The sequence below is a fragment of the Ruegeria sp. I3 genome (assembly GCF_056532525.1).
Window position 1 is genome coordinate 333,206 of sequence record NZ_JBQFNI010000001.1, and the last position, 23,712, is coordinate 356,917.

Consider the following 23,712-nt stretch of genomic DNA (forward strand, 5'->3'; position numbering starts at 1 on the left):
CATCTGGCCAAAAATATCTCGGGAGTGAATTGAGCCATAGGCTCAAGAGAGGGCTGGCCCTCTCAGATTCTACCGTGTGGGTACCGGAACCTCGCCTCGATAATCATAAAACCCGCGTTCGGTTTTGCGTCCCAGCCATCCGGCTTCGACATATTTCGTCAATAGCGGGCAGGGGCGATACTTGGTGTCTGCCAGCCCGTCATGCAGCACGTTCATGATCGCCAGACAGGTATCCAAGCCGATGAAGTCCGCCAGTTCCAATGGGCCCATAGGGTGGTTTGCGCCCAGTTTCATCGATTGGTCAATGGACTGCACATTCCCGACACCTTCATACAATGTGTAAACCGCCTCATTGATCATGGGCATCAGAATGCGATTCACGATAAAGGCCGGAAAATCTTCGGCGCTGGCTGAGGTTTTGCCAAGCCGGTCCACTACGGCTTTACAGGAGTTAAAGGTTGCTTCATCGGTGGCGATGCCCCGGATCAACTCGACGAGCTGCATCACAGGGACAGGGTTCATGAAGTGGAATCCCATGAAACGTTCGGGCCGGTCGGTGCGGCTGGCCAGCCGGGTAATTGAGATCGACGAAGTGTTCGATGTCAGGATCGTATGTGGCTGTAGGTGCGGCAACAGGTCTTCAAAGATTGCCTGTTTCACCGTTTCCCGCTCGGTCGCGGCTTCGATTACAAGATCGGTCTGCCCCAAATCCGGCAGATTCAGTGTCGTCGTGATCCGACCCAACGCGGATTTCACTGCATCATCCGAGATTTTGCCGCGCGACGCTTGACGCGCCAGGTTGGTTTCAATGGTTGCCATCGCGCTGTTTAGCGCGTCCTGGCTGACATCGTTCAGTAGAACATCATACTCTGCCAACGCCATAACATGAGCAATCCCGTTGCCCATCTGTCCAGCGCCGATCACTCCGACTGATTTTACGTCCATTTGTTCGATGCCCTTGTTCGCAGAATATGGCGACATTATCGGCAGTTCCCTATGGGCGGCAAGGGGACGGGGACAGTCAATTTCGCTTCAAATGCGCGCATTAGGACTTTCTCAAGACTTGCGGCGGCAAAATGGCGGTCGGGTGATTATTTGGGTGAGTGTGATGAGCTATCAATCGATCAATGCGGTCCATTCCGCGGAAACGACGTGCGAATATGAAAATTCGAAACTACGTTTCAGAGGCCCCCAAAGGGCGTTGAACAACCCCTATGTGGCATGTTTGGGGGGCGAAGAGACTTTTGGCCGTTTCGTAGAAACCCCCTTTCCCAATGAGTTGGAACGTCGTCTGGATCGCCTCTGCGTCAATCTGGGCAGCCTGTTCTGCGGTGCCGAGGCGTTGACGCAGGACAAAGGGCTACTGGAGATCGCAAACCGGTCTGACATATGCGTCCTGCAGTTACCCGGCATGCTGGGGCTATCGAACCGATTCTACCGGGTGCACCCACGACGCAATGACCGTTTCGTTGCGCCAAATGCCGATCTGGTTGCGCTGTATCCCGAAGAAGATTTTACGGATGTCCATTTTGTACAGCACTTGCTGACCCGCCTGTCGGCACGCTCGGATGCCCGTATTGAACTTGTGGAACAAGAGCTGCGCAATGTCTGGATCGAAAAGCTCGGCAAGTTTCTTGCAGAAGTAGGCCCGCCCGTCCTGCTTTTGCATCTGCAAGTGGAGAGAAGCGATTTGGATTCGACACCGGGTGACGGCTTTGCAATCAACCCCGAGATGATTGAGCCTTTGAGACCCCATTGTACGGATATTTTGTCCTTGCAGGTTCAGGTATCCGGCGTATCCGATGAGCTTGAAGACATGTTGTTTGGCACCCTGCAACAACCGATTGCCGAGCATATGATCGGCCCAGCCACACATCGCAATATCGCTGGCTCACTTGCCCAAGTGATCAACGACCTGGGCGTATAAACAGCAAAGGCCCGCCAGTGGCGGGCCTTCTTAGATTTTTCGTCGAAAAATCTTTGTCTGAAATCAGCCGAGTTTTTCGGTGAGTTCCGGTACGGCCTGGAACAAGTCTGCGACCAGACCGAAATCTGCGACCTGGAAGATCGGCGCTTCTTCGTCCTTGTTGATCGCAACGATGACCTTGGAGTCCTTCATGCCCGCCAGGTGCTGGATCGCACCCGAGATGCCGACTGCAACGTACAGGTCAGGGGCAACAACCTTACCGGTCTGACCCACCTGCCAGTCGTTCGGGGCGTAGCCCGAGTCAACTGCGGCGCGTGAGGCACCAACGGCGGCTCCCAGCTTATCGGCTAGGCCTTCGATCAGTTTGAAGTCGTCTTCCGAGCCAACACCACGGCCACCCGAAACAACAACACCAGCCGAAGTCAGTTCAGGACGGTCGCTTTCAGCAACCTTGTCCTCGACCCACGACGACAGTCCGGGGTTTTCGCCGACCGAGATGGTCTCGACCGCCGCCGAACCACCTTCGCCCGCCGCATCGAAGCTGGCGGTCCGGATGGTCACGACTTTCTTGGCGTCGTTCGATTTCACGGTCTGGATCGCGTTACCCGCATAGATCGGACGCTCGAAAGTGGTGGCATCGACCACGCCGGACGCGTCCGAGATCACCATCACGTCCAGCAGGGCTGCAACGCGCGGCATCACGTTCTTGGCGTCGGTGGTGGCAGGGGCAACGATATGCTCGTACCCATCGGCCAGACCCACGATCAGGGCTGCGGTCGATTCCGCCAGGCGATGACCCAGCGAGGCGTCTTCAGCGACCAGAACCTTGGATACGCCATCGATCTTGGCAGCGGCCTCACCAGCAGCAGCGGCAGAACCACCTGCGGCCAGAACGGTGATTTCACCCAGCGATTTGACAGCGGCAACGGTCTTGGCTGTGGCGTCAACCGACAGCTCACCATTGTTAACCTCTGCGAGAAGAAGAACAGCCATTATACAGCCCCCGCTTCTTTGAGTTTCTCGACCAGCTCATCAACCGAGCCCACGATGATACCAGCAGCACGTGCCGGCGGCTCTTCGGTCTTGACGACTTCCAGACGCGGAGTGACGTCGACGCCATAGTCGGCGGCGGTTTTCTCATCCAGCGGCTTTTTCTTCGCCTTCATGATGTTCGGCAGCGACGCATAGCGCGGCTCGTTCAGGCGCAGGTCAACGGTGACGATGGTCGGCATTTTGACAGAGATGGTCTGCAGACCGCCGTCAACCTCACGGGTGATCTTGGCGGTGTCGCCTTCGATGTCCAGCTCGGACGCGAAGGTGCCTTGCGACCAGCCCAGCAGGGCCGACAGCATCTGGCCGGTAGCGTTCATGTCGTTGTCGATCGCCTGCTTGCCCGCCAGAACGATGCCCGGCTGCTCTTCTTCGACCACTTTGGCGAGGATCTTGGCAACTGCAAGCGGTTCGATGTCCTGATGCACGTCATCCGCCGCGACAACCAGAATGGCACGGTCGGCGCCCATGGCCAGTGCGGTCCGCAGGGTTTCCTGCGACTGTTTCACACCGATCGAAACGGCAACAACCTCATCGGCCTTGCCCGCCTCTTTCAGGCGGATCGCCTCTTCCACGGCAATTTCGTCGAACGGGTTCATCGACATTTTTACATTGGCGAGATCAACGCCGCTGCCATCCGCTTTCACACGAACTTTCACGTTGTAGTCAATCACGCGCTTGACAGGCACGAGTACCTTCATTTTTGCGTATGCTCCTTACAAAAACGGCAAGCCGCGCAGCGACTCCACCAATGCTCTCGCTGGCTTAGATAGCGGGTCGTGATGTTCTGCGACAGAGCAAAATCGTCACGTCATGGTTTCGAGACGTCGCGTTTTGTCATTTTTTGGACCAGAAACGAAATTTAGTTTCCCGACGGCAGGCGCGATCACCGGTTTGCGCCGGGAATCCAGAGCACATCATCGTGCCCGCCGTTGTTGGCACAGCGCGCGGCGACAAAGAACCAATCGCTCAGGCGGTTGAGGTATTTGACAGCCACCTCATTGACCGGCTCCATGTTTGTCAGCTCAACCGCCAACCGCTCGGCCCTGCGCGAAACTGTTCTGCACACATGCAGATGCGCGGCCAAACGTGAGCCACCGGGCAGGATGAAACTGCGCAAGGGCTGGAGCGCTTCATTCATCGCATCGATCTCGGCTTCAAGCCGGTCGATCTGAGCGGAAACGATACGCAGGGGCGGGTAGTCGGCCTCGGCATCCTTATCCATGTCGGGGCGGCAGAAATCGGCACCCAGATCAAACAGGTCATTCTGGATACGGGACAAGGCGGCTTCGACTTCTCCGTCTGCTTCGGTCCGTGCCACGCCGACAAAGGAATTAAGCTCATCCACAGTGCCATAGGCCGCGACACGCCCGGAATATTTGGCAACGCGCTCACCATTGCCCAGAGCGGTTTTCCCATCATCGCCGGTGCGCGTGTAAATCTTGTTGAGAACGACCATGCCTTACCCTCCCTGCCCACGCAGATAGACGTAAAGTACGATCAGCAGCACCGCAATGAACTGAAACAGGATCCGCAGGCGCATCAGTTTGTTGCTTTTCAGCGCGGCCTCTTTGCCGGGTTTTCCAAAATTGGCAATGCCCATCACCAGCACGACGACGACCGCCGCCATGGCCAGAAGCAGTATGACCATCGTTAGGTCCATAGCTCACCGTCCGTGTTTGTTCAGTTGTTGAGCCGTCATCTAGCGTTGATAGCGGCAAAAGCGAACAGGTAATTTCGCCTCATATGTCCGAGAGGATGCGATCAATGGCCCGGGTGGGCAGAATACGGCGCAGATATCCGGCGACATATGTGGGCGTCGTCACATAGTATCGCGGACGTGGGCGCTTGGATTCAACCGCATGGGCCAATTTGGCGGTAACAGCCGAGGCAGGCAGTTCGAACTTGTCAGGTCCGGAGGATTCGTAGAGGCGTTTCAGCAGCGTATCCTCGTATCTCTGTCGCAGGGCTGAGCTTTTCCAGTCAATAAAGCGTTCGAAGACAGGGATCGCGTTCACACGGATCTTCGAGGTGACCGGGCCTGGTTCGATCAGGATGACCTTGATGTCGGTGTCTCGTAGCTCTAGGCGCAAGGTATCGGTCAGGCCTTCGATGGCGTATTTGGTGGCGACGTATGCCCCGCGCCAGGGGAACGCGACCAGTCCCAACACTGATGAGTTCTGCACGATGCGCCCATGGCCCTGAGCCCGCATCACGGGAATCACTTGCCGGGTCAGTTCGTGCCAGCCAAATACGTTGGTCTCGAAAATTAGGCGAAGCCCTTCGATTGGGACATCTTCAACCGCGCCGGGAAGGCCGTGAGCGCCATTGTTGAACAACGCATCCAGCGTACCACCGGTCGCGTCCAAAACCTGCTGCAGGCCTGAGGTAATGCTATCGGAATCGGTATAGTCGATCAGCGGGCTGTCGAAACCCTGTGCCCGTAGCCGATCACAGTCACGCTGTTGACGGCATGAGGCAAAAACGCGCCAACCGCGCGCGCGCATCCCGTGCGCCGCGTCCAGACCGATCCCGGATGAGCAGCCTGTGATCAGAATTGATTTCTGCATATTGCCCCCGCCTGTGTATTTCGCCCATAGCTATGGCGAGCTATAGGTCAGGACAATGACACAGTTGCGTCAGTTTGTTGGTTTCCGAACCAGTGAGGCAGAAATCCAACCCACACGCTGATCAGGGTATAACCGCAAACGCAGCCAGCCGGTGCCGGAATCGCTGAGAACCTCAACGCGCTGGCCAAGTTTGGCTTTGGCGATGATGGGGTAAATCGTTCCGGGCCCATCGCGCATATTGACCCGCGTGCCCGAGATTTCGCGGATATCTTTCTCGGGCTCGATGACCTGATTCACAGGTGTGATGTCATCCTGCACCTCGGCCTCGACCTGCAACAGTCCGGCGGCTCCGTCTTCAAGCGAAGCCAGAGTAAAGCTGACGCCGTTCTCGTCAAATGCAGAGAACTGAGACAGCGGATCGTTGGTGACTTGTGACAGAACGACTGCGGCATCCTCCTCTACTTGTGGCTCGGGCTGAGCGCGCGCCTGTACAATGCGCGCGGCAACGTTGGTCACAAGGTCTTCAGCCCGAGGTGCGTGGTCGTCTTTAGCCCGAGGTGCGTGGTCGGATGCAGGCTCATGTTCTGGCACAGAGGCAACGCGAACCGGTTGCTCGGTGCGGGTGCCGCGCGGTTCGAAATCCGGGCCTCCGCTCATCACATAGAAGCTCCAGCCGAGCATGGCGAAAGTGATAACAATAACACGCTTCATGGCGCACCCCCTGGCAATCGTAACATCAATAAAAGGCAGCAGTCTTAATGTTCGAAAGCCTACCATAGATTCAGCTTCGAGTCGAAAAGCGGGGGAAATCCGATACTTGCCTCCCCCTGTTGCAAAAAGCCCGACTTGTCCCCAGCAAAATATGCGCCGATTGCTTTACCCGCGCGCGCTTGCGTCGTATCACATCATGTATGAACGATACGATCGACGACCCCAATATGGAGACCCCTGACAATGGGGGCGAGGTAGCCGAGCCGCTGCGCCGCGCAATTGGCGAGCGCTACCTGACCTACGCGCTTTCCACCATCATGCACCGCGCTTTGCCAGATGCGCGCGATGGATTGAAGCCGGTTCACCGGCGAATCCTCTACGCGATGCGCGAGTTGCGACTCAGTGCGACGGGCGGTTTCCGTAAGTCAGCGAAAATCTCTGGCGACGTGATGGGTAACTATCACCCGCATGGCGACGCGGCGATTTACGACGCAATGGCGCGCTTGGCACAGGACTTCAACGTCCGATATCCACTGGTCGACGGGCAGGGGAATTTTGGCAATATCGACGGCGATAATCCGGCGGCCTCTCGATACACCGAAGCGCGGATGACCATCGTGGCCGAAGCCCTGTTGGAAGGGTTGAACGAAGACGCTGTCGATTTCCGCGACAACTATGACGGCACACTGACCGAACCGGTCGTGTTGCCTGCACAGTTCCCGAATCTACTGGCCAATGGCGCCAGCGGTATCGCGGTGGGCATGGCGACTAATATCCCGCCGCATAATATTTCCGAGCTGTGCGACGCTTGTCTGCATCTGATCAAGACGCCGGATGCGCGTGACGATACGCTATTGAACTATGTTCCCGGCCCGGATTTTCCGACCGGTGGCGTCATTGTCGAGCCGCCCGAAAATATCGCGCAGGCCTACCGCACCGGGCGTGGATCATTCCGGCTGCGCTGTAAATACAAGGTTGAAGATCTGGGGCGTGGCCAGTGGCAGATCATCGTCACCGAGATTCCCTATCAGGTTCAGAAATCCAAGCTGATCGAAAAGATCGCGGAACTGATCCAGACCAAGAAGATCCCGATCCTTGCCGATGTCCGCGACGAATCCGCTGATGACATCCGCCTGATCCTTGAACCACGTTCTAAGAACGTGGACCCCGAGGTGCTGATGGGCATGCTCTATCGCAACTCGGACCTTGAGGTGCGCTTCAGCCTCAACATGAACGTGCTGATCGACGGGGTGACGCCCAAGGTCTGTTCGATGAAGGAAGTGCTGCGCGCGTTCCTTGACCACCGGCAAGAGGTGCTGATCAGGCGGTCGCGTCACCGCATGGCCAAGATCGACCACCGCCTTGAGGTATTGGAGGGCTTTATCGTCGCCTTCCTGAACCTCGACCGGGTGATCGATATCATCCGCTACGACGACGACCCCAAGGCCGCTCTGATGCGCGAAGATTGGGGCATCGATCACGTCCGCGCAACCGATGAGTCCGACTATATCTCGCCCAAACCGGGTGAGGGTGAGTTGTCCGAAGTTCAGGTCGACGCCATCCTCAACATGCGCCTGCGCAGCTTACGCCGTCTGGAGGAGATGGAGCTGGTCCGCGAACGCGACGAGCTGATGCTGGAACGCGCCAATCTCGAAGACCTGCTGGCTGATCCCGCCTTGCAATGGGCCAAGATCGCTGAGCAACTCAAAGAGACCAAGAAGACCTTCGGCAAAGACTATGAAGGCGGCGCGCGCCGGACACAATTTGCCGAGGCAGGTCAGGTCGAGGAAGTGCCGCTTGAGGCGATGATCGACAAGGAACCGATCACGGTCGTCTGCTCTCAGATGGGTTGGATCAGGGCAATGACCGGCCATATCGATCTGAAGCGCGAGTTGAAGTTCAAAGATGGTGACGGCCCGCGTTTCATTTTCCACGCGGAAACTACGGACCGCCTGCTGGTCTTTGCGTCAAATGGCCGATTCTATACCGTCAGCGCCGCTAACCTGCCTGGCGGGCGTGGCATGGGCGAACCGCTACGTCTGATGGTCGACCTGCCGAACGAGGCGCAGATTATCGACATCCTGATCCACAAACCGGGGCGCAAGCTGCTTGTGGCCTCAGATGCGGGCAACGGCTTTATGGTGCCGGAAGATGACGTTCTGGCGCAGACCCGGAATGGCAAACAGGTGCTGAACGTCAAAGGAGACGAGACGGCGATGATCTGTAAGCCGGTTGAGGGCGATCATGTTGCTGTTGTCTCGCAGAACGGGAAATTCCTAGTCTTCCCGACAGAGGAGCTGCCCGAGATGACCCGTGGTAAGGGTGTCCGCTTGCAGAAGTACAACATGGCGCGTGGGCGGCAGGGCACACTGGAATTGGATGGTGGGTTATCCGATATCACCACCTTCAACTGGGAAGAGGGCCTGAAATGGTCCATGGGCGGCGACAAAACCCGGCACGAGGCAGATATGTCCCAATGGTTGGCCAAGCGTGCGGGTGTTGGGAAAAAAGCACCTTATGGCTTTCCGAGGGACTACAAGTTCTCGTGATATGCTGTCCGCTTGGTGAAAATCTGCCGATACGGCTTGGCACAACCCGTATCGGTGCGCTACATCCAAAGAAAACAGGCCTATCGAGACGAGAGACATGCTGCGCATTCTGACACTGATCACCGGGTTGGCCCTGATGGGCGCATGCACCCAAACGCAGGTTTATGAAGACCCCGAGTCGCTGGGTGAATTCAAGCTACGCGTGAATTATGCCTTTGCGGAAAAGGCCGTTCAGGGACCGGTTTCGCGGGATGCTACGCCGGATGAATGGACCAAAGCGATCCAGAATGCAGTGGACATCAGGCTTGGCCGGTATGAAGGTTCACAGGAATACGACATTGGCATCAGTCTCGAGGGCTACATGTTGGCACCTCCGGGAATTCCTGTGATTTACAACCCCAAAAGCACCGCCATCGTTCTGGTAAACGTCTATGACGTCGAAAAGAAAGAGTTCCTTGCTAAAGGCAAGCAGTTTCAGGTGCTCGAAGATACCACCGGTGAAAGCGCCCTTACTGGATCAGGAAATGCGCGCACCCGAGAAGAACAGATGAACGGTCTGGCCTTGAAGGTTGCCGACCGGGTTGAGGAGTGGCTGGCCGAAGAGCACAAGGATGATGGCTGGTTTGACAAGCGCCCCAGCTTGATCCAGCCGCTTGAAACCGAAGCTGTCACACAAAATCCGGCGTGATGGATGCATTTCCCTCAGGATGTGCTTGATTTTCCCCCCTGAACCAAATATCTCGCGCGCGCAGATGTAACCACGGGACCAAGGGTCCCCCAAATTGCAAAAAGGGCGCCTGAGGAATGGCAAAGGAAAAGTTTGAGCGTAATAAGCCGCACGTCAACATCGGCACGATTGGCCACGTTGACCACGGCAAGACCACGCTGACCGCAGCAATCACCAAGTATTTCGGTGACTTCAAAGCGTATGACCAGATTGACGGCGCGCCTGAAGAAAAAGCACGTGGCATCACCATCTCGACCGCCCACGTGGAGTACGAGACCGACAACCGCCACTATGCGCATGTCGACTGCCCCGGCCACGCCGACTACGTCAAGAACATGATCACCGGTGCCGCTCAGATGGACGGCGCGATCCTGGTTGTGAACGCAGCTGACGGCCCGATGCCGCAGACCCGCGAGCACATCCTGCTGGGCCGCCAGGTTGGCATCCCGAAGATGGTCGTGTTCATGAACAAAGTTGACCAGGTTGACGACGAAGAGCTGCTGGAACTGGTTGAGATGGAAGTTCGCGAACTGCTGTCCAGCTATGAATACCCCGGCGACGATATTCCGATCATCGCAGGTTCGGCTCTGGCCGCGATGGAAGGCAACAACCCGGAAATCGGCGAAGAGAAGATCAAGGAACTGATGGCGGCTGTTGATGACTACATCGACACCCCTGAGCGTGAAGTCGACAAGCCGTTCCTGATGCCGGTCGAAGACGTGTTCTCGATCTCGGGCCGTGGTACCGTTGTGACCGGCCGTGTCGAGCGTGGCGTGATCAATGTTGGCGACGAGATCGAAATCGTCGGCATCCGTGACACTCAGAAAACCACCTGTACTGGTGTTGAAATGTTCCGCAAGCTGCTGGATCGCGGTGAAGCGGGCGACAACATCGGCGCCCTGCTGCGCGGTATCGACCGTGACGGCGTTGAGCGTGGCCAGGTTCTGTGTAAGCCGGGTTCGGTTACACCGCACACCAAGTTCGAAGCCGAAGCCTACATCCTGACCAAGGAAGAAGGCGGTCGTCATACTCCGTTCTTCGCGAACTACCGTCCGCAGTTCTACTTCCGTACAACTGACGTGACCGGCACCGTGACCCTGGCGGCTGGCACCGAGATGGTTATGCCCGGCGACAACGTCGGCTTCACCGTCGAGCTGATCGCCCCGATCGCGATGGAAGACGGCCTGCGCTTTGCGATCCGCGAAGGCGGCCGCACCGTCGGCGCCGGCGTCGTCTCGAAAATCATCGAGTAATCACGGTAGTCGGGCTTTGGCCCGACAAATCGGTGAACTAAAGAAGGCCGCTCCACATGGGGCGGCCTTTTCTCATCCAATCTTCTCGGCGCATTGAGATTGTTCGTCGAATGATCTCGGGCAAGCTGAGTTCATTGAACAAAACAGCTGTCGATCTCGCATTCTTAATCTACCGTCCACTCCAAACGAAGACTGAACTCCCAGCTCTCTATTGCAACAGCAAGGGTGACGCGCAAATCAAGCGCGTCCCGGCGATCAGGGGAGACCAAGATGTTTGGTTTTGAATTTCTAAATTATGGAACGCAAATCCTTCACAGCAAGGATTTGGACGATATGAGAGCCGCTGTTCTCGGTGACGACGAACAGGAAGTTGAGTGCAAAATCAGCGACTTTTGCCGAGAGCGCAAGCGATTTGATATCAAGCTTGCTGAAATGTCGGACAGCATGGCGAGAGGAGCGACCTCGGTCAAAACCAGCGCAGACGCAGCCTAACGGCGCAATAGTCGTTTCACGCCGGGTTCTGGGTTCAAATGCTCTTTGCCCATGGCTCACGCCCGACCATCCGGTCGGCCTCGGCGGTGATGTCGTTCATATGCTGCTCAAGGCTCAGACGAAGGGCCTCAATCTGCTCTTCGCTGGCCTTGCGTGGAACTGGATCGGTCCATTCGCGGCACAGAAACACGCCGTCGTTGCGCCAGGGGCGAGGCATCAGCAGACGATCCCAAGTTCCGGCTTCGCGCCCGTGCCGCGCGGAATAGGTGATGCCGAAAACTCGTTTACCTGATGTGCGAGCCCAGACCAGCGGTACGGTCGAGGATACCCGCTCGGGTCCGCGAGGGCCGTCGGCGGCAATGCCAATCGAGATACCCTGTTTCATCTTTCCCAGCACTTCGCGCGACAAGGCGACGTGGCGCTTGCGGCTGGACATTGCAATTGTATCCATCCCGAACAGCTTCTGCACTCGCCCCACCATGCTGCCCGCGCGCGCTGCCGAAGTGATCGAGCAGATGCGGCCCTTGTCCAGTGGGAAGAAATATGGCGATTGTGCCAGTCTCTGGTGCCACAGCACCACGATGACCGGTTCGCCCTGTTCGGCTAGTTGATCCAGCTCTTCGTAACCGATGCGCTGCCAGCGTGTGTTGCGATGCACCAACCGGATATAGCTTGCGATCCGTCGCGCGACCCAGTTCAGCACGGCTTCGCTGTCTGCGATTTTCTTGCGGATGCTCAAGGCTGCGGTCCTCCTGCTGGCCGAGCCTTGTCTTAAAGAACTGCGCGCCGGGCGCAACTTTTTTGTCAGCGGTAAAGTGTTCGGAAAACTCAAAAAGCCTCTTGAGTCCGCTGCGCCTCTGTCATATCTGATGGCCCAGCCTAGGGGTATAGCTCAGTTGGTAGAGCGACGGTCTCCAAAACCGTAGGTCGCGGGTTCGAACCCTGCTGCCCCTGCCATTTCCCACCAGACAAGCGAAATTCCTGCAACAGAGGCGTGGGCTTGGTGCTTACGTGTGGCGCAATTCACTTGACGTGTGCGGCAATAAAGAAAAAGCTTGATCAAGGCTGAAGGAAAAGCCATCAGGACTGTCCAGCTAATGTGCTAAAGTCGTTCGGCTTTTGTGTCACAATATGCAAGCCTGACCGGGTAGGGGAACCCGGAGACGATCGGGGACAACGGGGATAATGACAGAGATCGACGCATTCCTTGAAGAACACGGGCTGTCGAAATATGCGCCGGTATTCGCGTCGAACGAAGTTACATTGGCCGATCTCGCACATCTCTCCGAACATGATTTGATCGACCTTGGGCTGCCACTTGGACCAAGGCGCCGATTGATGGCCGCATTGGGGCAGGCGCGGGATGCCAATCCGACCCCGGTGCAAGGCAGCGGGAAGATTGTCGCCGAGCGGAGGCAACTGACAGTTATGTTTGTTGATCTGGTTGGCTCGACTGCCATGTCCGAGCGGCTTGATCCCGAAGACTTGGGGGAGCTGCTTCGGCGGTTCAAGGAAATTTGCTCGACCTCGGTTGCTCGATTTGGTGGACATATCGCCGATTTCATGGGTGACGGGGCGATGATCTATTTCGGGTATCCTCATGCGGTGGAAGATGCGGCCTCGCGCGCCGTTCATGCGGGTCTGGATATTCTTGAAGGATTGAATCGCATGGAAGGCCAGGAGCGTCTGACTGCGCGGATCGGTGTTTCGACCGGTCTTGTCGTTGTGGGCGAGATCCATGGCGAAGGGTTGAAGGAACATGACGTGGTCATGGGGCGGACACCCAATCTGGCAGCACGTTTGCAGAGTTTGGCCGAGCCCAATACACTGATCATCAGCCCGTCCACTCGCAGATTGGTGGGCAATGCATTTGAACTGCAGGATCGCGGGTCTTTCGCACTGAAAGGGTTTTCGGAACCGATACAAGCCTGGAGCGTCACAGGGCAGGCGCGGATCGAGCGCAGATTTGACATAATGCCTGATGCCGGTTCTGGTCGGCTCATTGGGCGCCAGGCAGAGTTCCGCAAGCTGACCGACAAATGGAATGAGGCAAGTCAGGGCGCTGGACAATCGGTTCTTGTCACTGGCGAGGCAGGGATCGGCAAATCACGCCTGATTGAGGGGCTTAGCCAAGAAGTGCTGGATCAAGGCGCGCTTCGCCTGAACTTCCAGTGTTCGCCCTTTCATGCCAACTCGGCACTTTATCCGATCATTCAGCATCTGGAACGCGCCGCAGGATTTGCGCCGACAGACAACGATGAGGATAAACTGGGAAAACTCTCGTACCTCTTGCGCCATCACCCGCCTGAGCATGTGCGCCTGATCGCTGATTTGTTGAGCGTTGATGCTGATGCTATGCTGGGGCCTCTCGACCTGCCGCCGCAAGTGAAGCTTGAGAAGACGTTGGAGGCAGTGACAGAACAGCTTGCAACGCTAGCGCGAGAACGACCGGTGTTGCTGTTGTTCGAAGATGCGCATTGGGTTGATCCGACCACCTTGTCTCTTACAGATCGGGTGATCGAACATATTCGGGACTTACCGGTGCTGATCGTCGTAACAGCACGTACCGGTTTCGATCCGGGTTGGGGTCACCACAACAATACCCTGCGTATACCTCTCAAGCGTTTGACCAATCGGGATGTGGCTGAGATCGTAACTGAGGTGGCGGGGGGGCACCCTGTACCACCCGAGGTTTGCGACCTTATTGCGGCCAAGACGGATGGCATTCCGCTTTATGTCCAGGAAGTGACCCGCGGTCTTTTGGAATCGGGGCAATTGCGCTTGAGCGACAAGGGGTATGTCGTGCGCGGCCCCCTGCCATCGCTTTCAGTTCCCAGCACGTTGCAGGATTCGCTGATGGAGCGTCTAGACCGTTTGGGCAAGGCCAAAGAAGTGGCGCAAACCGGCGCCGTGTTCGGGCGGCAGTTCTCGATCGCGTTGCTGGCCTCTGTTTCGTTTCTGTCTCCGACGGTTCTGCAGGCCGGACTGGAACAGCTCTCATCGGCCGGGATCATTCTTCAAGCCCCGGATGCGGCAGAGGATGAGTTCATCTTCCGCCACGCATTGATTCGCGACATGGCTTATGACAGCCTGCTGCGCACGGAACGGCAGTCGCTGCATGACCGCGCGGCGGGTGCATTGCTAGAGAACCAGCCGCAACTGGCCCAGACTCAGCCCGAGGTTCTGGCACAGCATTACACGTTGGCCCAACGCGCGGATGAGGCCGTGATGCACTGGCAAAGCGCGGGGCGTCGAGCGATCGAACGCTCGGCCCAGGCCGAGGCGTTGACCCATCTGTCGAAAGCTCTGGATCAGCTTGCCGATCTGCCAAAGAGCCGTGCACGGGATTTGCAAGAGATCGACATCCAGATTCTGCGTGCCGGTGTCCTGCGCTCAACAAGCGGTATTTCAGGGGATGCGACGGGTGAGGCCTATGGGCGTCTGCGCGAACTATGTCACCGAGCTGACGAGACCGAGCGGCTGTTTCCTGTGCTCAACGGGCTATATGCATTCCATCTTGTGCGTGCCGAATATCGATTGGCGAAAGGCGTGGCTGCGCAGATCCTCGATCTGGCGGCGACAAGCGGCAAGACCGAACACCGCATGGTCGGTCATCGCGCCATGGGGGCGGTGCAATTGCATCTGGGCAACCTGTCAGATGCAAAGCGCCATCTTGAGCAAGCTTGGGCGCTTTATGATTTTGATCAGCACAGCCAGCTAGCCTATGTCTATGGAACGGATCATGCCGCGATTACATCAGCATTTCTGGGCACATGTTATTGCCTGATGGGTCGGCATCAAGATGCCCTGCAGGTGCAGAATACAGCGCTGGAATGGTCCAAGAACCTCAAGCACGCGCATAGTGTGGCGCAGATCTTGGTTTACATGTGCAAGGTTCACCTGCTGGCGCGCGACATCCCTGCATTGCAAAGGGATGTTAAGGCGCTGTCCGAAGTCGCCGAGGAGCATTCGCTACCCTTTATGGCGACCATTGCGCGGCTATGGGAAAGCTGGGCAAAGGCGACCACGACCTCTGAAGTCGAGCATATCGAGGACCTGCGTCAGGCGTCGGAAGACTGGTGGTCGGTTGGGGCCGGAAATTACAAGACTTTCTTCCCTTCGCTGATTGCCGAGATTCAGACAAACGCCGGCCATCACGACGCTGCGCATCAGACTCTGACGCACGCCAGAGATGTTCTGAGCAAAACCGAAGAGAAATGGGCCGAGGCCGATCAACTGCGTATTGAGGCCGCCCTTGTAGCCAAGACCGGGGGCGATCCCGTACCGCTGCTGTTGCGCGCTATCGAAACAGCGCAAAGGCAAGGCGCGCGGCTTTACGAGCTTCGTGCAGCGGTCGCGTTGGCGGAGTGGCGGCAACACCGAGGCGAACCGGTTGGTGAGGCGTTGAATTCGGTCATGTCGCATTTCCATCAAGATGCCCAACTGCCGGACCTCAAAGACGCACGAGCGTTGATGGAAACGATTACTTGACCCGAAGGCCAACTTGCTGCCAGCTTGGGCGCGGGCAGAGTTGGGATGATACCTGAATTTCGACTTTTTAGCGCTGGGTCACCAGTCCGGCGCCCCGCTCTTGTGGTATGAGGAGACCTAATGCGTAAGATCAGCAAAACCCTTCTGGCCAAGGATGTCTTGGCGCAAAGCCGTACCGATCTGGCGCTGCAGCAGTACCATTCGATCACGCCCGATGAGATACGTGAATTTGAGAAGAAACTGATCGGAACGGTCACTCTGCCGACCGACGCGGATTACAACAATGACCGGCAGGTTTGGAATCCGGCTTTCCAGGACTACCCAGAGATCATCGTCTATTGCGAGACCGTTCAGGATGTACGCGCCAGCCTTGCTTTCGCGCGCGAGCATGACCTGTGGGTTGTTGCGCGGTCAGGGCGTCACAGCACGGCGGGATATTCGGTCAATAACCAGATGGTGCTGGATACCAGCCGAATGCGTTACGTGACCGTCGATCCAAAGGTGCCGATGGCCTATGTCGGTCCGGGCACACCGTTCAAGATGCTGAATTCGGAGTTGAACTCCTATCACCTGCACGTGCCGGGCGGGGCCTGTCAGGATGTCTGCGTGGCGGGTTTCATGATGGGCGGCGGCTATGGCTTTACCTCGCGCAGGCTTGGGATGGCTTGCGACAGCGTTCTGGGTGTCACCGTGATGCTGTGGGACGGCAGTATCGTGATCGCGGACAAAGACACGAACTCCGACCTCTTCTGGGCCATACGAGGCGGGACCGGCAACAACTTTGGTGTGTTGCTGGAAATCCGCTACCAGCTGCACCAGCTGTATGAAGTCTGGGGTTGCCACATCACATGGCCGTTGGACAAAGCCGCCAAGGCACTGGAGTACCTGCAGGCCAACTACATGCGCACCTGCGAAGATGACCGTTTCGGGGCTTATATCTTTCTGGCCTATCAGGGAGATCGAAAGGTACTGCTGGTGTCGGCGCTCTATGATGGCACGTCCGAAGAGGGGAACGCGTTTGTACAGCCCCTGCTGAGCGATGAAATCGGCGGCGAGATGGGTGAGGACGACCAGAACTATGGCACCTATCAAGAAATCAACTCATGGCTGTATGACGACAAATATGACATCCCCGTCGTCCCCGATCAGGCGCGTGAAGATAAGCAGGCCGGATATATTGAACGCCAGCTCAACGAAGCCGAATGGCAGCGCGTCGTAGACTATCTCGACAGCACGCCCAACGCTTATGGCGCTGTGGCCATCGAACCCTATGGGGGGGCGATCAATCGGATGCCGTTGGGCAAACAAGGCAATGCCTTCATTCACCGTGATGTGTCGCTGAACTTCTACGTCGATGTGTTCTGGGTGTCGGAAGAAGAAAAAGAGATCGTGGTGCCGTGGCTCGACGGATTCATGGAACTGATGACCGAAGAAGGCTATTTCATTGACCGCGTCTATCAGAACTATCCACGGCGGACTCAGAAGAACTATCGCTGGCAATACTGGGGCGAGTATTTCAACTCTTTGCTGTTCGTGAAGCAGAAATTCGACCCGCATAATTTCTTCCATTATCAGCAGAGCATTTCGCCAGTGCCGGATGACGCTCCGCCAGACATCATCCGAGATACGTCCAAGTCGATCTTCGACGACCCAACGATCACATACGAGAGCTATTCGAACCCCTGAAAGCGGGGGCTGCCAAGGCCAAACGGGGGAGGGCCCAGTATGGACACGATCCAAGAGATTTTCTTTCTGCCACCCATGGCGGTTGCCCGTCTTGGACCGGGTGAGACACCGCTGGAAAGCTATGAGTGGCAGCAGGACATGGATGCCCATGGCAACAACAAAACGGTCATCCGGTCGAACATAACCTTTCGCGAGATCGAAGATGGCAGTGTCACCGCCTATCTTCCCGATCCCGACACGATCCGCTTTCGCGACGAAGGCGGCGCGTTGCGCCCGGTTGCCCCGTTCTTTGAGCTGTGGGCGCGGATGCATGATGCCGAGACCGGCGAGGAATATGAGACACCGGTGACGCTCGATCTGCTCGACGATCAGGGCCTGTCGCTGCAAAACGTGCGCTATTCGGTCACCGTCGGGAACACCAAGGCCGAGCGCCGGACTGGCGACGCGGCTTGCGGGTTTCGTGCACGGGTCGAGATTGCGGGTCAGGATTTCACCCCGAAACCCCTGCTGGCCTTCAGCCCGTATACGTCCGAACAACAGCCGATGGTCTATGAGCATAACCCGATCCCGCTAGGCTCAATCCGTGTGATGCATCCTGTGCAGGGTCATGATGAACCGGTCGAAGGGGAGTTCATCGACCGCAGCATCCTGCGCCTGCGCTTTATGCCTCCGAAAGGTGAGGTTTATGGCCCGCCTGATGCTGCATACGGTCCGGCGACGCTGGCCGTACCGGGCTATCAGAACGACCCGCCGAAATCGGAATATGGTCGCATCCACGAAATCGTGCCCGAACAGAACCGCATCCTGAACCCCGACACCCCTTGGTCGAAATGGATCATGATGTCCGGCACCTCGGACGACCCTGAGCCGCACGATAGTTACGACGGTGCCCGTGTGGGCAATGACCAATCCTGGGGAGTGGCCGATGACACCAGCGATGGCGTGATCGAGGCGACGCTGGCTGTGCGTGGCGAACGCCTAACCGCACGCGCCACGATCATGACCGGACCACCCGATTTTGCACCTGATGCGCGTCCGTTCTATAGCCTTGAGGATGATCTGGCCGATCGTGATCTGTCGCTAATCTCGGTAACTGAAGAAAACTACACCCAGGCCAAAGACGAGGTGGTCGATATCTTCCGCCGCGCCTTCGAGACCAACAGCCTGATCAACCTCGACGATATCCGCGCGCAAGGTTTGAAGGACAATGCCAAATTACAGGCGAAAACCGGGATTTCCCCGACGCCGGGCCTGCCGTCAACCGATGCGAAATCCATGACGGAGGAGGATGCAAGGCCGCCGGACAAGATCGACGAACTGATCCGCCCGCAACCGATCTCGGTCTTTTCGAACTCCGTGCCGAATGATCGGCTGCCCTATACAGTGGCGACGAAGTTCGTGCATGAGCAGTTGATTGACGAGGCCAACCTGCTGGATTTCCTACGCCGTCGCCCGGATTTCGTTAAAACACTGCTGCGTCCACCATATGGTATCCTGACCGAGCTTGAAACCGACCCGAACCCTGATCAAAATCCGAACCCGGATTTTCGCGATCCTCGGATTATCCGCGACTCGATGCACGACGCGCGGATGCCGCCCTATATGCGCGATTCCAACTATTACCCGCTGTCGCTGTCGCGCAGGCAGTACCATCTGGTGATCTCGTTCATCGACTATCTGGTTGCACAGGAAACGGAGGCTCAGAATGTCTGATCAGCCCGGCCAAATCCGCGTTAAACCCCGCAACCTGACCGCCCGCGCGGCCTATAAGGTACCGGGCAACCCCGACAACACGCGACTGGACGGATCGGTGGGGAATTGCTTTCCCGGTCTGGAAATGGATGTGCGCAACCTGGACCGCCGCTTTTTCCCCGGTCTGGTGTTCAACGCCGCGCGGGTGCCGCTGAACCCCGTGCCCGAGGCGCCGAAGAATTCACAGGGCTTCCATCTGGTTTTTGTGGACTATTTCTATGATCCGATGCTGCCTGACAACAGCCCCGAGGAGTGGGTGCAGACGCTGTTGGAGGCCTACAGCGGTGACATCGGCGCAAAGCTCAGCCAAGGTCGCTGGTTCCTGTCATGGGTCGAGCAGAGCGGTAAGCGCATCACTTTCAAGGAGGAAGACGGCACACCCTATGACGGGCTGATGATTTGGCGGTTCATCCGCAGTCTGGAACATGGTGATAACAAACCGGTCAGCATTGCTCTGGAACGGCGCAATCATGAGGGCATCGTGGATACCGAGCAGGTCGTCCTGCACGGATTCCGCCGCCAGTACCGGACCGAGGCGGGGGTCTTCAGCGAAGCCTATGATCCCGGAGAATTGACGCAAAGCCTGTGCAACCCGTGGTCCCATGACTTCCGCGACTGCGGCTGCCACTACTGGCCCTCGAACCATCCCGATGTGGTGATGGCCGAGGTTGCACATGACGATCAGTTACCCTCGGGTCAGTCAAAGAACCCGATCGAGGCCGAGACCTATCTGGATTGGCTGCGCTCGGACAAGTCTCCGTCCGGTAACGTCGCGGCGCTGAATACGGTCGAACAAAACCGCCCCTACCAGATTGACCATTATCAGGTAAATCAGATGTGGAGCGAATTGCCTATCGTCGTTGAAGGCCGCGAAACGGGCGAGGTTTATGAAGTTGATCCCGAAATGCCAGGCGTGGAGCCCTATGACACGCCGCAGGCGATGATCGAGGACCTCAAGACGCGTCTGGCCGCGATGGAGATGACGCTGAGCCTGCAATATCTCTATGCCTATTTTTCGTTGGCGGATCCCGAAACGGCGGATACCCGAAAATGGCCGACGCTGAAAGACGATCTGATATTTGCCCGGCGTTCGGTGCTGGAGGTCGCGATTGGCGAGATGACCCATATGCGCTGGGCGAACCAGTTGCTTTGGGAGCTTGAGCCTGAGGGGTATGAACCCATCTTGACCCCGTCCGAAACCTTGCCGGCGGGCAAGGGTAAGACGCAGCCGCGCGCACTGAGGCCACTAACGGCCGAAGCGCTTGCGGATTTCATCGAGATCGAGCGCCCCGGAGGCTTTATTGACCGCGCTTATGCACAATGTGTGGCGACTTTGGAGCAGGAGGATTTGTTCCCGGAACGCCGCCTTTATGCGCTGGCGGTACGGATCGACACCGACGGGGACGAGCACTTCCTGCGCTTCAGTCAAATGAAGGACGTTTTGGCCAAATACGATACGGGAGAGGGCACGCCTGCCTATTTGCGTCAGATTGAGGTTGGCACTGAAGAGGAGGCCAGGACGGCGCTGGAACTCTACGCTAAGGTCAAGGATGGGTTGGCCAACGCCTATGCGCTTGAAGCGGATGGCAAATTTGAAGACTCCCAGGCCTACATCCAGCAGGTGCGCGATGACATGAAGCTGTTCCGCGTCGAGGGCGAAGCGCTGGCCGCCAAGGGGATTGGCATCCCGTTCTGGACGGAGGGTAAGGCGTGATCCCACCCGCCGCGCAGGTGCATTTCTTTGACACAGGGCATGGAGATCACATGCTGGCCGTTGATGGATCGCGCGTGTTTGATGTGCCTGAGGGGACGGCGGACCAATTCGCAACGATGGACAAGAGAAGTCAAAGCGCTTTCCTCAGGTCCATGGGATTGGATGGAACACCTTTCATCGATGACACGCCGCCTCAGAGTATGCCCGTGAGGTCGCTGTCACTGGCAGTGGCGCAGAAATGCAATCTGGCTTGCACTTATTGCTATGCTGCAGGGGGAGAATTTGGCGGACCCGCGCGGAATATGGAATGGGAAGTCGCCAAGGCTTCGGTTGATCGGCTGGTGGCCGAAGCCGAACCCGGTGTGCGGATCAACCTTGCCTATTTGGGTGGAGAACCTCTGATCAACCGCGATCTGGTGCAACGCACTACGGAATATGCCGTCGATCAGGCGCAGGCCAACGGGTTGAGCGTCGGGTTATCGATCACAACCAACGGGACCCTGCTACGCCCCGAGGATGCGGCGTTTTTCGATGCGCATGGATTTGCTGTCACCATCAGTCTGGATGGCGTGGGCGAGGTCCATGACAAGCTGCGCCCAAATCGTGGCGGTCGGGGTAGTTTTGATACGATCCTGAAGCGGGTCGAGCCTTTGCTGGCAGCTCAACACCGTATGCAGGTTGGTGCCCGGGTAACGGTTACGTCGAAGAATATGAACCTGCCAGAGACGCTGGATCGGTTTGTGGGAATGGGATTTCATTCGATTGGATTCTCGCCCATGCTGGCCTCGCCCAACGGTCAGCATGAACTGAACCGGAGTGATTTGGACGAGATGTTATCGCAGATGATCCGTTGCGGCGAAGTTTTCGAGGCGGCGGTAATCGAAGGGTGGCGCTACCCTTTCTCGAATATGGCAGCGGCGATGCAGGAGATCCACCGAGGCACCCACCGGCCCTATGCCTGCGGGGCAGGGGGCGGGTATTTTGGCGTGTCCGCTGATGGCGGCCTGTTCGCCTGCCATCGCTTTGTTGAAGACGAAGCCGGAGCCATGGGCGATGTATATGATGGCCCTGATCTTCGGCGCGAGAACTGGTTGGCGGATCGGCACGTGCACACACAATCCCCGTGCGGCACCTGCTGGGCGCGGTATCTCTGCGGCGGCGGGTGTCATCACGAAGTCATCCATCGCGGACGCCCCGCTTGCGACTACATTCGAGGTTGGCTGCACTATTGCCTTCAAGCCTATGTCCGCTTGTCCGAAGCACGTCCGGATTATTTTGGCGTGTCCGCACGGGTGGCCTCTGCCTGAACGGATGGAGATTGAGACCGAAATCTGCGTGATCGGAGGCGGCCCGGCAGGTAGCGCTGCTGCGCTGAGGTTGGCTCAGCTAGGTCGGCGCGTCTGCCTGATCGAGCGGCAAACGTTCCCGCGCCAACATGTCGGCGAGTCATTGCCGCCATCAATCTGGCCGATCCTGAACCTGTTGGGGGTCGACGAAACCGTTTCCCAAGCCGGTTTTCTGCGTGCAAGCGGATCGCTTTTGCATTGGGCCGGAGCGTTCGAACGTCGCGGCGTCGAAGGTGATCACCCCGGACTTTTGGTTGACCGGGGCCAGTTTGATGCGGTGCTGTTACATGCAGCACAAGCGGCGGGGGCACAGGTCGTCCAACCTGCGCGCGCATACCGCCCGGTGCGCCAGCAGTCTGGTTGGGAGATTCCCGTTCGGACCGACACGGGCGCCTTTCGGATCCGGGCACAAATCCTGCTGGACGCAGCGGGACGGCAAGCCGGGCTGGGCCGCAGGTTTCGCCCTGCATCCCAACCTTTGTTGGCGCTTTATGCTTATTGGCACGTGCCGCCGGGCTTTGGCCCGCAAGCCCGGGTCGAGGCGGGACAAGGGCATTGGTATTGGGGCGCGTTGTTACCGGGAGGAGTGGTCAACGCAATGGTTTTTGTCGATCCCGACGCCTGCATCGGGCTGCCACCCGCAGATCGACGCGATCTCTATCTGAATCTTCTGGCCCGTTCGACACTACTAGCGCCCTGTCTGGAACAGCGCCGTATCGGGCCTGCGCGGCGGGCGGATGCGACCAGCCAGGCCGAGACAACACCGCCAACGCGCGACCTTCTGCGGGTCGGAGAGGCCAGCTTCGCGGTCGACGCTTTGTCGTCGCAGGGGGTGCAATTGGCGATGGGGCAGGCGGTGCAGGCCGCAGCTGTGGTGAACACGCTTCTGACAACCCCCGATCATAGTGATCTGGCCTTGTCTTTTTATGCGGATCGGCAATTCGAGCGTGTGCAGACCCATGCAGCGCTCGCAGCCGATTTCTATGCACGGCAGCATGCTGTCGATCCTTCGCACTTCTGGGCTGAGCGCGCAAAGCCGTTGGATTGGGTAAAGTCTCCAGCGTTCGATCCAAACACGGAGGCGTTGCGTGATGATCAGCCCCTCATCCTGTCACCTCAGGCCAAGCTCATCACTTCCGGCGTGCAAACCGCTTCGCATATCGAACCCGGCCTTGTCATAGGGCACCCGAATCTTCCAAGGCCAGTTGCAAATCTGGAGGGCGCAATGCTGGGACCGTTGTTAGAGCGGCTGGGCGCCCCGACAACCACTTTGAACATCATCAAGAGCTGGTCAGAGGTTTTGGCCACGCACACGGCGTCGCGCATTCTGCGCTGGCTTTGGTATCATCGCATCGTGATCCCCGCCGCTGATCAGGCTTAATCGAGGTTTCCTCGGCGCGTTGAATCACCTAAAGTCCGCCGCAACGCCAATCGCCAAGAAACA

The 23,712-nt window shown here is 57.7% G+C and carries 19 protein-coding genes and 1 tRNA gene; 12 read left to right on the top strand and 8 right to left on the bottom strand.

Annotated elements, in window-relative coordinates; all coding sequences use genetic code 11:
- Window positions 1–69 precede the first annotated feature (69 nt).
- Window positions 70–945 carry a 3-hydroxybutyryl-CoA dehydrogenase gene (locus ACR0L9_RS01825; RefSeq protein ID WP_170392931.1) on the bottom strand — a complete coding sequence of 292 codons (876 nt, stop codon included), beginning with the start codon at window positions 943–945 and terminating at the stop codon, window positions 70–72.
- A 163-nt stretch (window positions 946–1,108) separates the two neighbouring features.
- Here ACR0L9_RS01825 and ACR0L9_RS01830 point away from each other — a divergent pair, with 163 nt between their 5' ends.
- A complete protein-coding gene (locus tag ACR0L9_RS01830) occupies window positions 1,109–1,927 on the top strand; it encodes a DUF6473 family protein (RefSeq protein WP_480894507.1) in 819 nt (272 codons plus the stop codon).
- A gap of 63 nt (window positions 1,928–1,990) precedes the next feature.
- Here the strand turns inward: ACR0L9_RS01830 and ACR0L9_RS01835 are convergent, their stop codons facing one another.
- The 6 genes from ACR0L9_RS01835 to ACR0L9_RS01860 form a co-directional block, all read right to left on the bottom strand.
- Window positions 1,991–2,920 carry an electron transfer flavoprotein subunit alpha/FixB family protein gene (locus ACR0L9_RS01835; RefSeq protein ID WP_170392590.1) on the bottom strand — a complete coding sequence of 310 codons (930 nt, stop codon included), beginning with the start codon at window positions 2,918–2,920 and terminating at the stop codon, window positions 1,991–1,993.
- A complete protein-coding gene (locus ACR0L9_RS01840) occupies window positions 2,920–3,678 on the bottom strand; it encodes an electron transfer flavoprotein subunit beta/FixA family protein (RefSeq protein WP_170392589.1) in 759 nt (252 codons plus the stop codon). The genes ACR0L9_RS01835 and ACR0L9_RS01840 overlap by 1 nt, the downstream gene beginning before the upstream one ends.
- A 185-nt stretch (window positions 3,679–3,863) precedes the next feature.
- Window positions 3,864–4,436, bottom strand: coding sequence for a cob(I)yrinic acid a,c-diamide adenosyltransferase (locus tag ACR0L9_RS01845; protein WP_170425243.1), 573 nt, complete (start codon window positions 4,434–4,436; stop codon window positions 3,864–3,866).
- A gap of 3 nt (window positions 4,437–4,439) precedes the next feature.
- Window positions 4,440–4,640, bottom strand: a complete 201-nt coding sequence (locus ACR0L9_RS01850; RefSeq protein ID WP_170392587.1) for a twin transmembrane helix small protein — start codon at window positions 4,638–4,640, stop codon at window positions 4,440–4,442.
- A 79-nt stretch (window positions 4,641–4,719) separates the two neighbouring features.
- Window positions 4,720–5,547, bottom strand: a complete 828-nt coding sequence (locus ACR0L9_RS01855) for an SDR family NAD(P)-dependent oxidoreductase (RefSeq protein ID WP_170565036.1) — start codon at window positions 5,545–5,547, stop codon at window positions 4,720–4,722.
- A 69-nt stretch (window positions 5,548–5,616) separates the two neighbouring features.
- Window positions 5,617–6,258: an SH3 domain-containing protein gene (locus ACR0L9_RS01860; RefSeq protein ID WP_480454364.1), complete on the bottom strand. Its 642-nt coding sequence runs from the start codon at window positions 6,256–6,258 to the stop codon at window positions 5,617–5,619.
- 200 nt (window positions 6,259–6,458) lie between these two features.
- On the opposite strand from ACR0L9_RS01860, the gene parC reads away from it, so the two are divergent.
- The 4 genes from parC to ACR0L9_RS01880 all read left to right on the top strand — a co-directional run bounded on the left by parC (window position 6,459) and on the right by ACR0L9_RS01880 (window position 11,279).
- The gene (parC, locus tag ACR0L9_RS01865) at window positions 6,459–8,807 is read left to right on the top strand and encodes a DNA topoisomerase IV subunit A (protein ID WP_170818854.1); all 2,349 of its coding nucleotides are present in this window, start codon (window positions 6,459–6,461) and stop codon (window positions 8,805–8,807) included.
- 97 nt (window positions 8,808–8,904) lie between these two features.
- A complete protein-coding gene (locus ACR0L9_RS01870; RefSeq protein ID WP_170392584.1) occupies window positions 8,905–9,495 on the top strand; it encodes a hypothetical protein in 591 nt (196 codons plus the stop codon).
- Between the two features lie 116 nt (window positions 9,496–9,611).
- Window positions 9,612–10,787: an elongation factor Tu gene (tuf, locus tag ACR0L9_RS01875; protein ID WP_010441214.1), complete on the top strand. Its 1,176-nt coding sequence runs from the start codon at window positions 9,612–9,614 to the stop codon at window positions 10,785–10,787.
- 270 nt (window positions 10,788–11,057) lie between these two features.
- Window positions 11,058–11,279, top strand: a complete 222-nt coding sequence (locus ACR0L9_RS01880; RefSeq protein ID WP_170420395.1) for a hypothetical protein — start codon at window positions 11,058–11,060, stop codon at window positions 11,277–11,279.
- A 34-nt stretch (window positions 11,280–11,313) separates the two neighbouring features.
- On the opposite strand, the gene ACR0L9_RS01885 is transcribed toward ACR0L9_RS01880, so the two are convergent.
- Window positions 11,314–12,018, bottom strand: a complete 705-nt coding sequence (locus tag ACR0L9_RS01885; RefSeq protein WP_170392582.1) for a DUF374 domain-containing protein — start codon at window positions 12,016–12,018, stop codon at window positions 11,314–11,316.
- A 142-nt stretch (window positions 12,019–12,160) separates the two neighbouring features.
- Here ACR0L9_RS01885 and ACR0L9_RS01890 point away from each other — a divergent pair.
- The 7 genes from ACR0L9_RS01890 to qhpG all read left to right on the top strand — a co-directional run bounded on the left by ACR0L9_RS01890 (window position 12,161) and on the right by qhpG (window position 23,649).
- Window positions 12,161–12,236: transfer RNA gene (locus ACR0L9_RS01890), tRNA-Trp, on the top strand.
- Window positions 12,237–12,464: 228 nt separating this feature from the next.
- Window positions 12,465–15,770, top strand: a complete 3,306-nt coding sequence (locus ACR0L9_RS01895; RefSeq protein WP_480894509.1) for an adenylate/guanylate cyclase domain-containing protein — start codon at window positions 12,465–12,467, stop codon at window positions 15,768–15,770.
- 120 nt (window positions 15,771–15,890) lie between these two features.
- Window positions 15,891–17,456, top strand: coding sequence for an FAD-binding oxidoreductase (locus tag ACR0L9_RS01900; protein ID WP_480894511.1), 1,566 nt, complete (start codon window positions 15,891–15,893; stop codon window positions 17,454–17,456).
- A gap of 39 nt (window positions 17,457–17,495) precedes the next feature.
- Window positions 17,496–19,169, top strand: coding sequence for a hypothetical protein (locus tag ACR0L9_RS01905; RefSeq protein ID WP_170594301.1), 1,674 nt, complete (start codon window positions 17,496–17,498; stop codon window positions 19,167–19,169).
- Complete coding sequence (locus ACR0L9_RS01910) at window positions 19,162–20,922, top strand: ferritin-like domain-containing protein (RefSeq protein ID WP_480894513.1); 1,761 nt, start codon at window positions 19,162–19,164, stop codon at window positions 20,920–20,922. The genes ACR0L9_RS01905 and ACR0L9_RS01910 overlap by 8 nt, the downstream gene beginning before the upstream one ends.
- The gene (locus ACR0L9_RS01915; RefSeq protein WP_480894514.1) at window positions 20,919–22,229 is read left to right on the top strand and encodes a radical SAM protein; all 1,311 of its coding nucleotides are present in this window, start codon (window positions 20,919–20,921) and stop codon (window positions 22,227–22,229) included. Before ACR0L9_RS01910 ends, ACR0L9_RS01915 begins: the two co-directional genes overlap by 4 nt.
- A 4-nt stretch (window positions 22,230–22,233) precedes the next feature.
- Complete coding sequence (gene qhpG / locus ACR0L9_RS01920; RefSeq protein WP_170564400.1) at window positions 22,234–23,649, top strand: flavin-dependent monooxygenase QhpG; 1,416 nt, start codon at window positions 22,234–22,236, stop codon at window positions 23,647–23,649.
- Window positions 23,650–23,712 lie beyond the last annotated feature (63 nt).

Bases quoted from the DNA above. Each gene is read 5' to 3' on its own strand.
- ACR0L9_RS01825 (WP_170392931.1), bottom strand. From the start codon at position 945: ATGGACGTAAAATCAGTCGGAGTGATCGGCGCTGGACAGATGGGCAAC.
- ACR0L9_RS01830 (WP_480894507.1), top strand. From the start codon at position 1,109: ATGAGCTATCAATCGATCAATGCGGTCCATTCCGCGGAAACGACGTGC.
- ACR0L9_RS01835 (WP_170392590.1), bottom strand. From the start codon at position 2,920: ATGGCTGTTCTTCTTCTCGCAGAGGTTAACAATGGTGAGCTGTCGGTT.
- ACR0L9_RS01840 (WP_170392589.1), bottom strand. From the start codon at position 3,678: ATGAAGGTACTCGTGCCTGTCAAGCGCGTGATTGACTACAACGTGAAA.
- ACR0L9_RS01845 (WP_170425243.1), bottom strand. From the start codon at position 4,436: ATGGTCGTTCTCAACAAGATTTACACGCGCACCGGCGATGATGGGAAA.
- ACR0L9_RS01850 (WP_170392587.1), bottom strand. From the start codon at position 4,640: ATGGACCTAACGATGGTCATACTGCTTCTGGCCATGGCGGCGGTCGTC.
- ACR0L9_RS01855 (WP_170565036.1), bottom strand. From the start codon at position 5,547: ATGCAGAAATCAATTCTGATCACAGGCTGCTCATCCGGGATCGGTCTG.
- ACR0L9_RS01860 (WP_480454364.1), bottom strand. From the start codon at position 6,258: ATGAAGCGTGTTATTGTTATCACTTTCGCCATGCTCGGCTGGAGCTTC.
- parC (WP_170818854.1), top strand. From the start codon at position 6,459: ATGAACGATACGATCGACGACCCCAATATGGAGACCCCTGACAATGGG.
- ACR0L9_RS01870 (WP_170392584.1), top strand. From the start codon at position 8,905: ATGCTGCGCATTCTGACACTGATCACCGGGTTGGCCCTGATGGGCGCA.
- tuf (WP_010441214.1), top strand. From the start codon at position 9,612: ATGGCAAAGGAAAAGTTTGAGCGTAATAAGCCGCACGTCAACATCGGC.
- ACR0L9_RS01880 (WP_170420395.1), top strand. From the start codon at position 11,058: ATGTTTGGTTTTGAATTTCTAAATTATGGAACGCAAATCCTTCACAGC.
- ACR0L9_RS01895 (WP_480894509.1), top strand. From the start codon at position 12,465: ATGACAGAGATCGACGCATTCCTTGAAGAACACGGGCTGTCGAAATAT.
- ACR0L9_RS01900 (WP_480894511.1), top strand. From the start codon at position 15,891: ATGCGTAAGATCAGCAAAACCCTTCTGGCCAAGGATGTCTTGGCGCAA.
- ACR0L9_RS01905 (WP_170594301.1), top strand. From the start codon at position 17,496: ATGGACACGATCCAAGAGATTTTCTTTCTGCCACCCATGGCGGTTGCC.
- ACR0L9_RS01910 (WP_480894513.1), top strand. From the start codon at position 19,162: ATGTCTGATCAGCCCGGCCAAATCCGCGTTAAACCCCGCAACCTGACC.
- qhpG (WP_170564400.1), top strand. From the start codon at position 22,234: ATGGAGATTGAGACCGAAATCTGCGTGATCGGAGGCGGCCCGGCAGGT.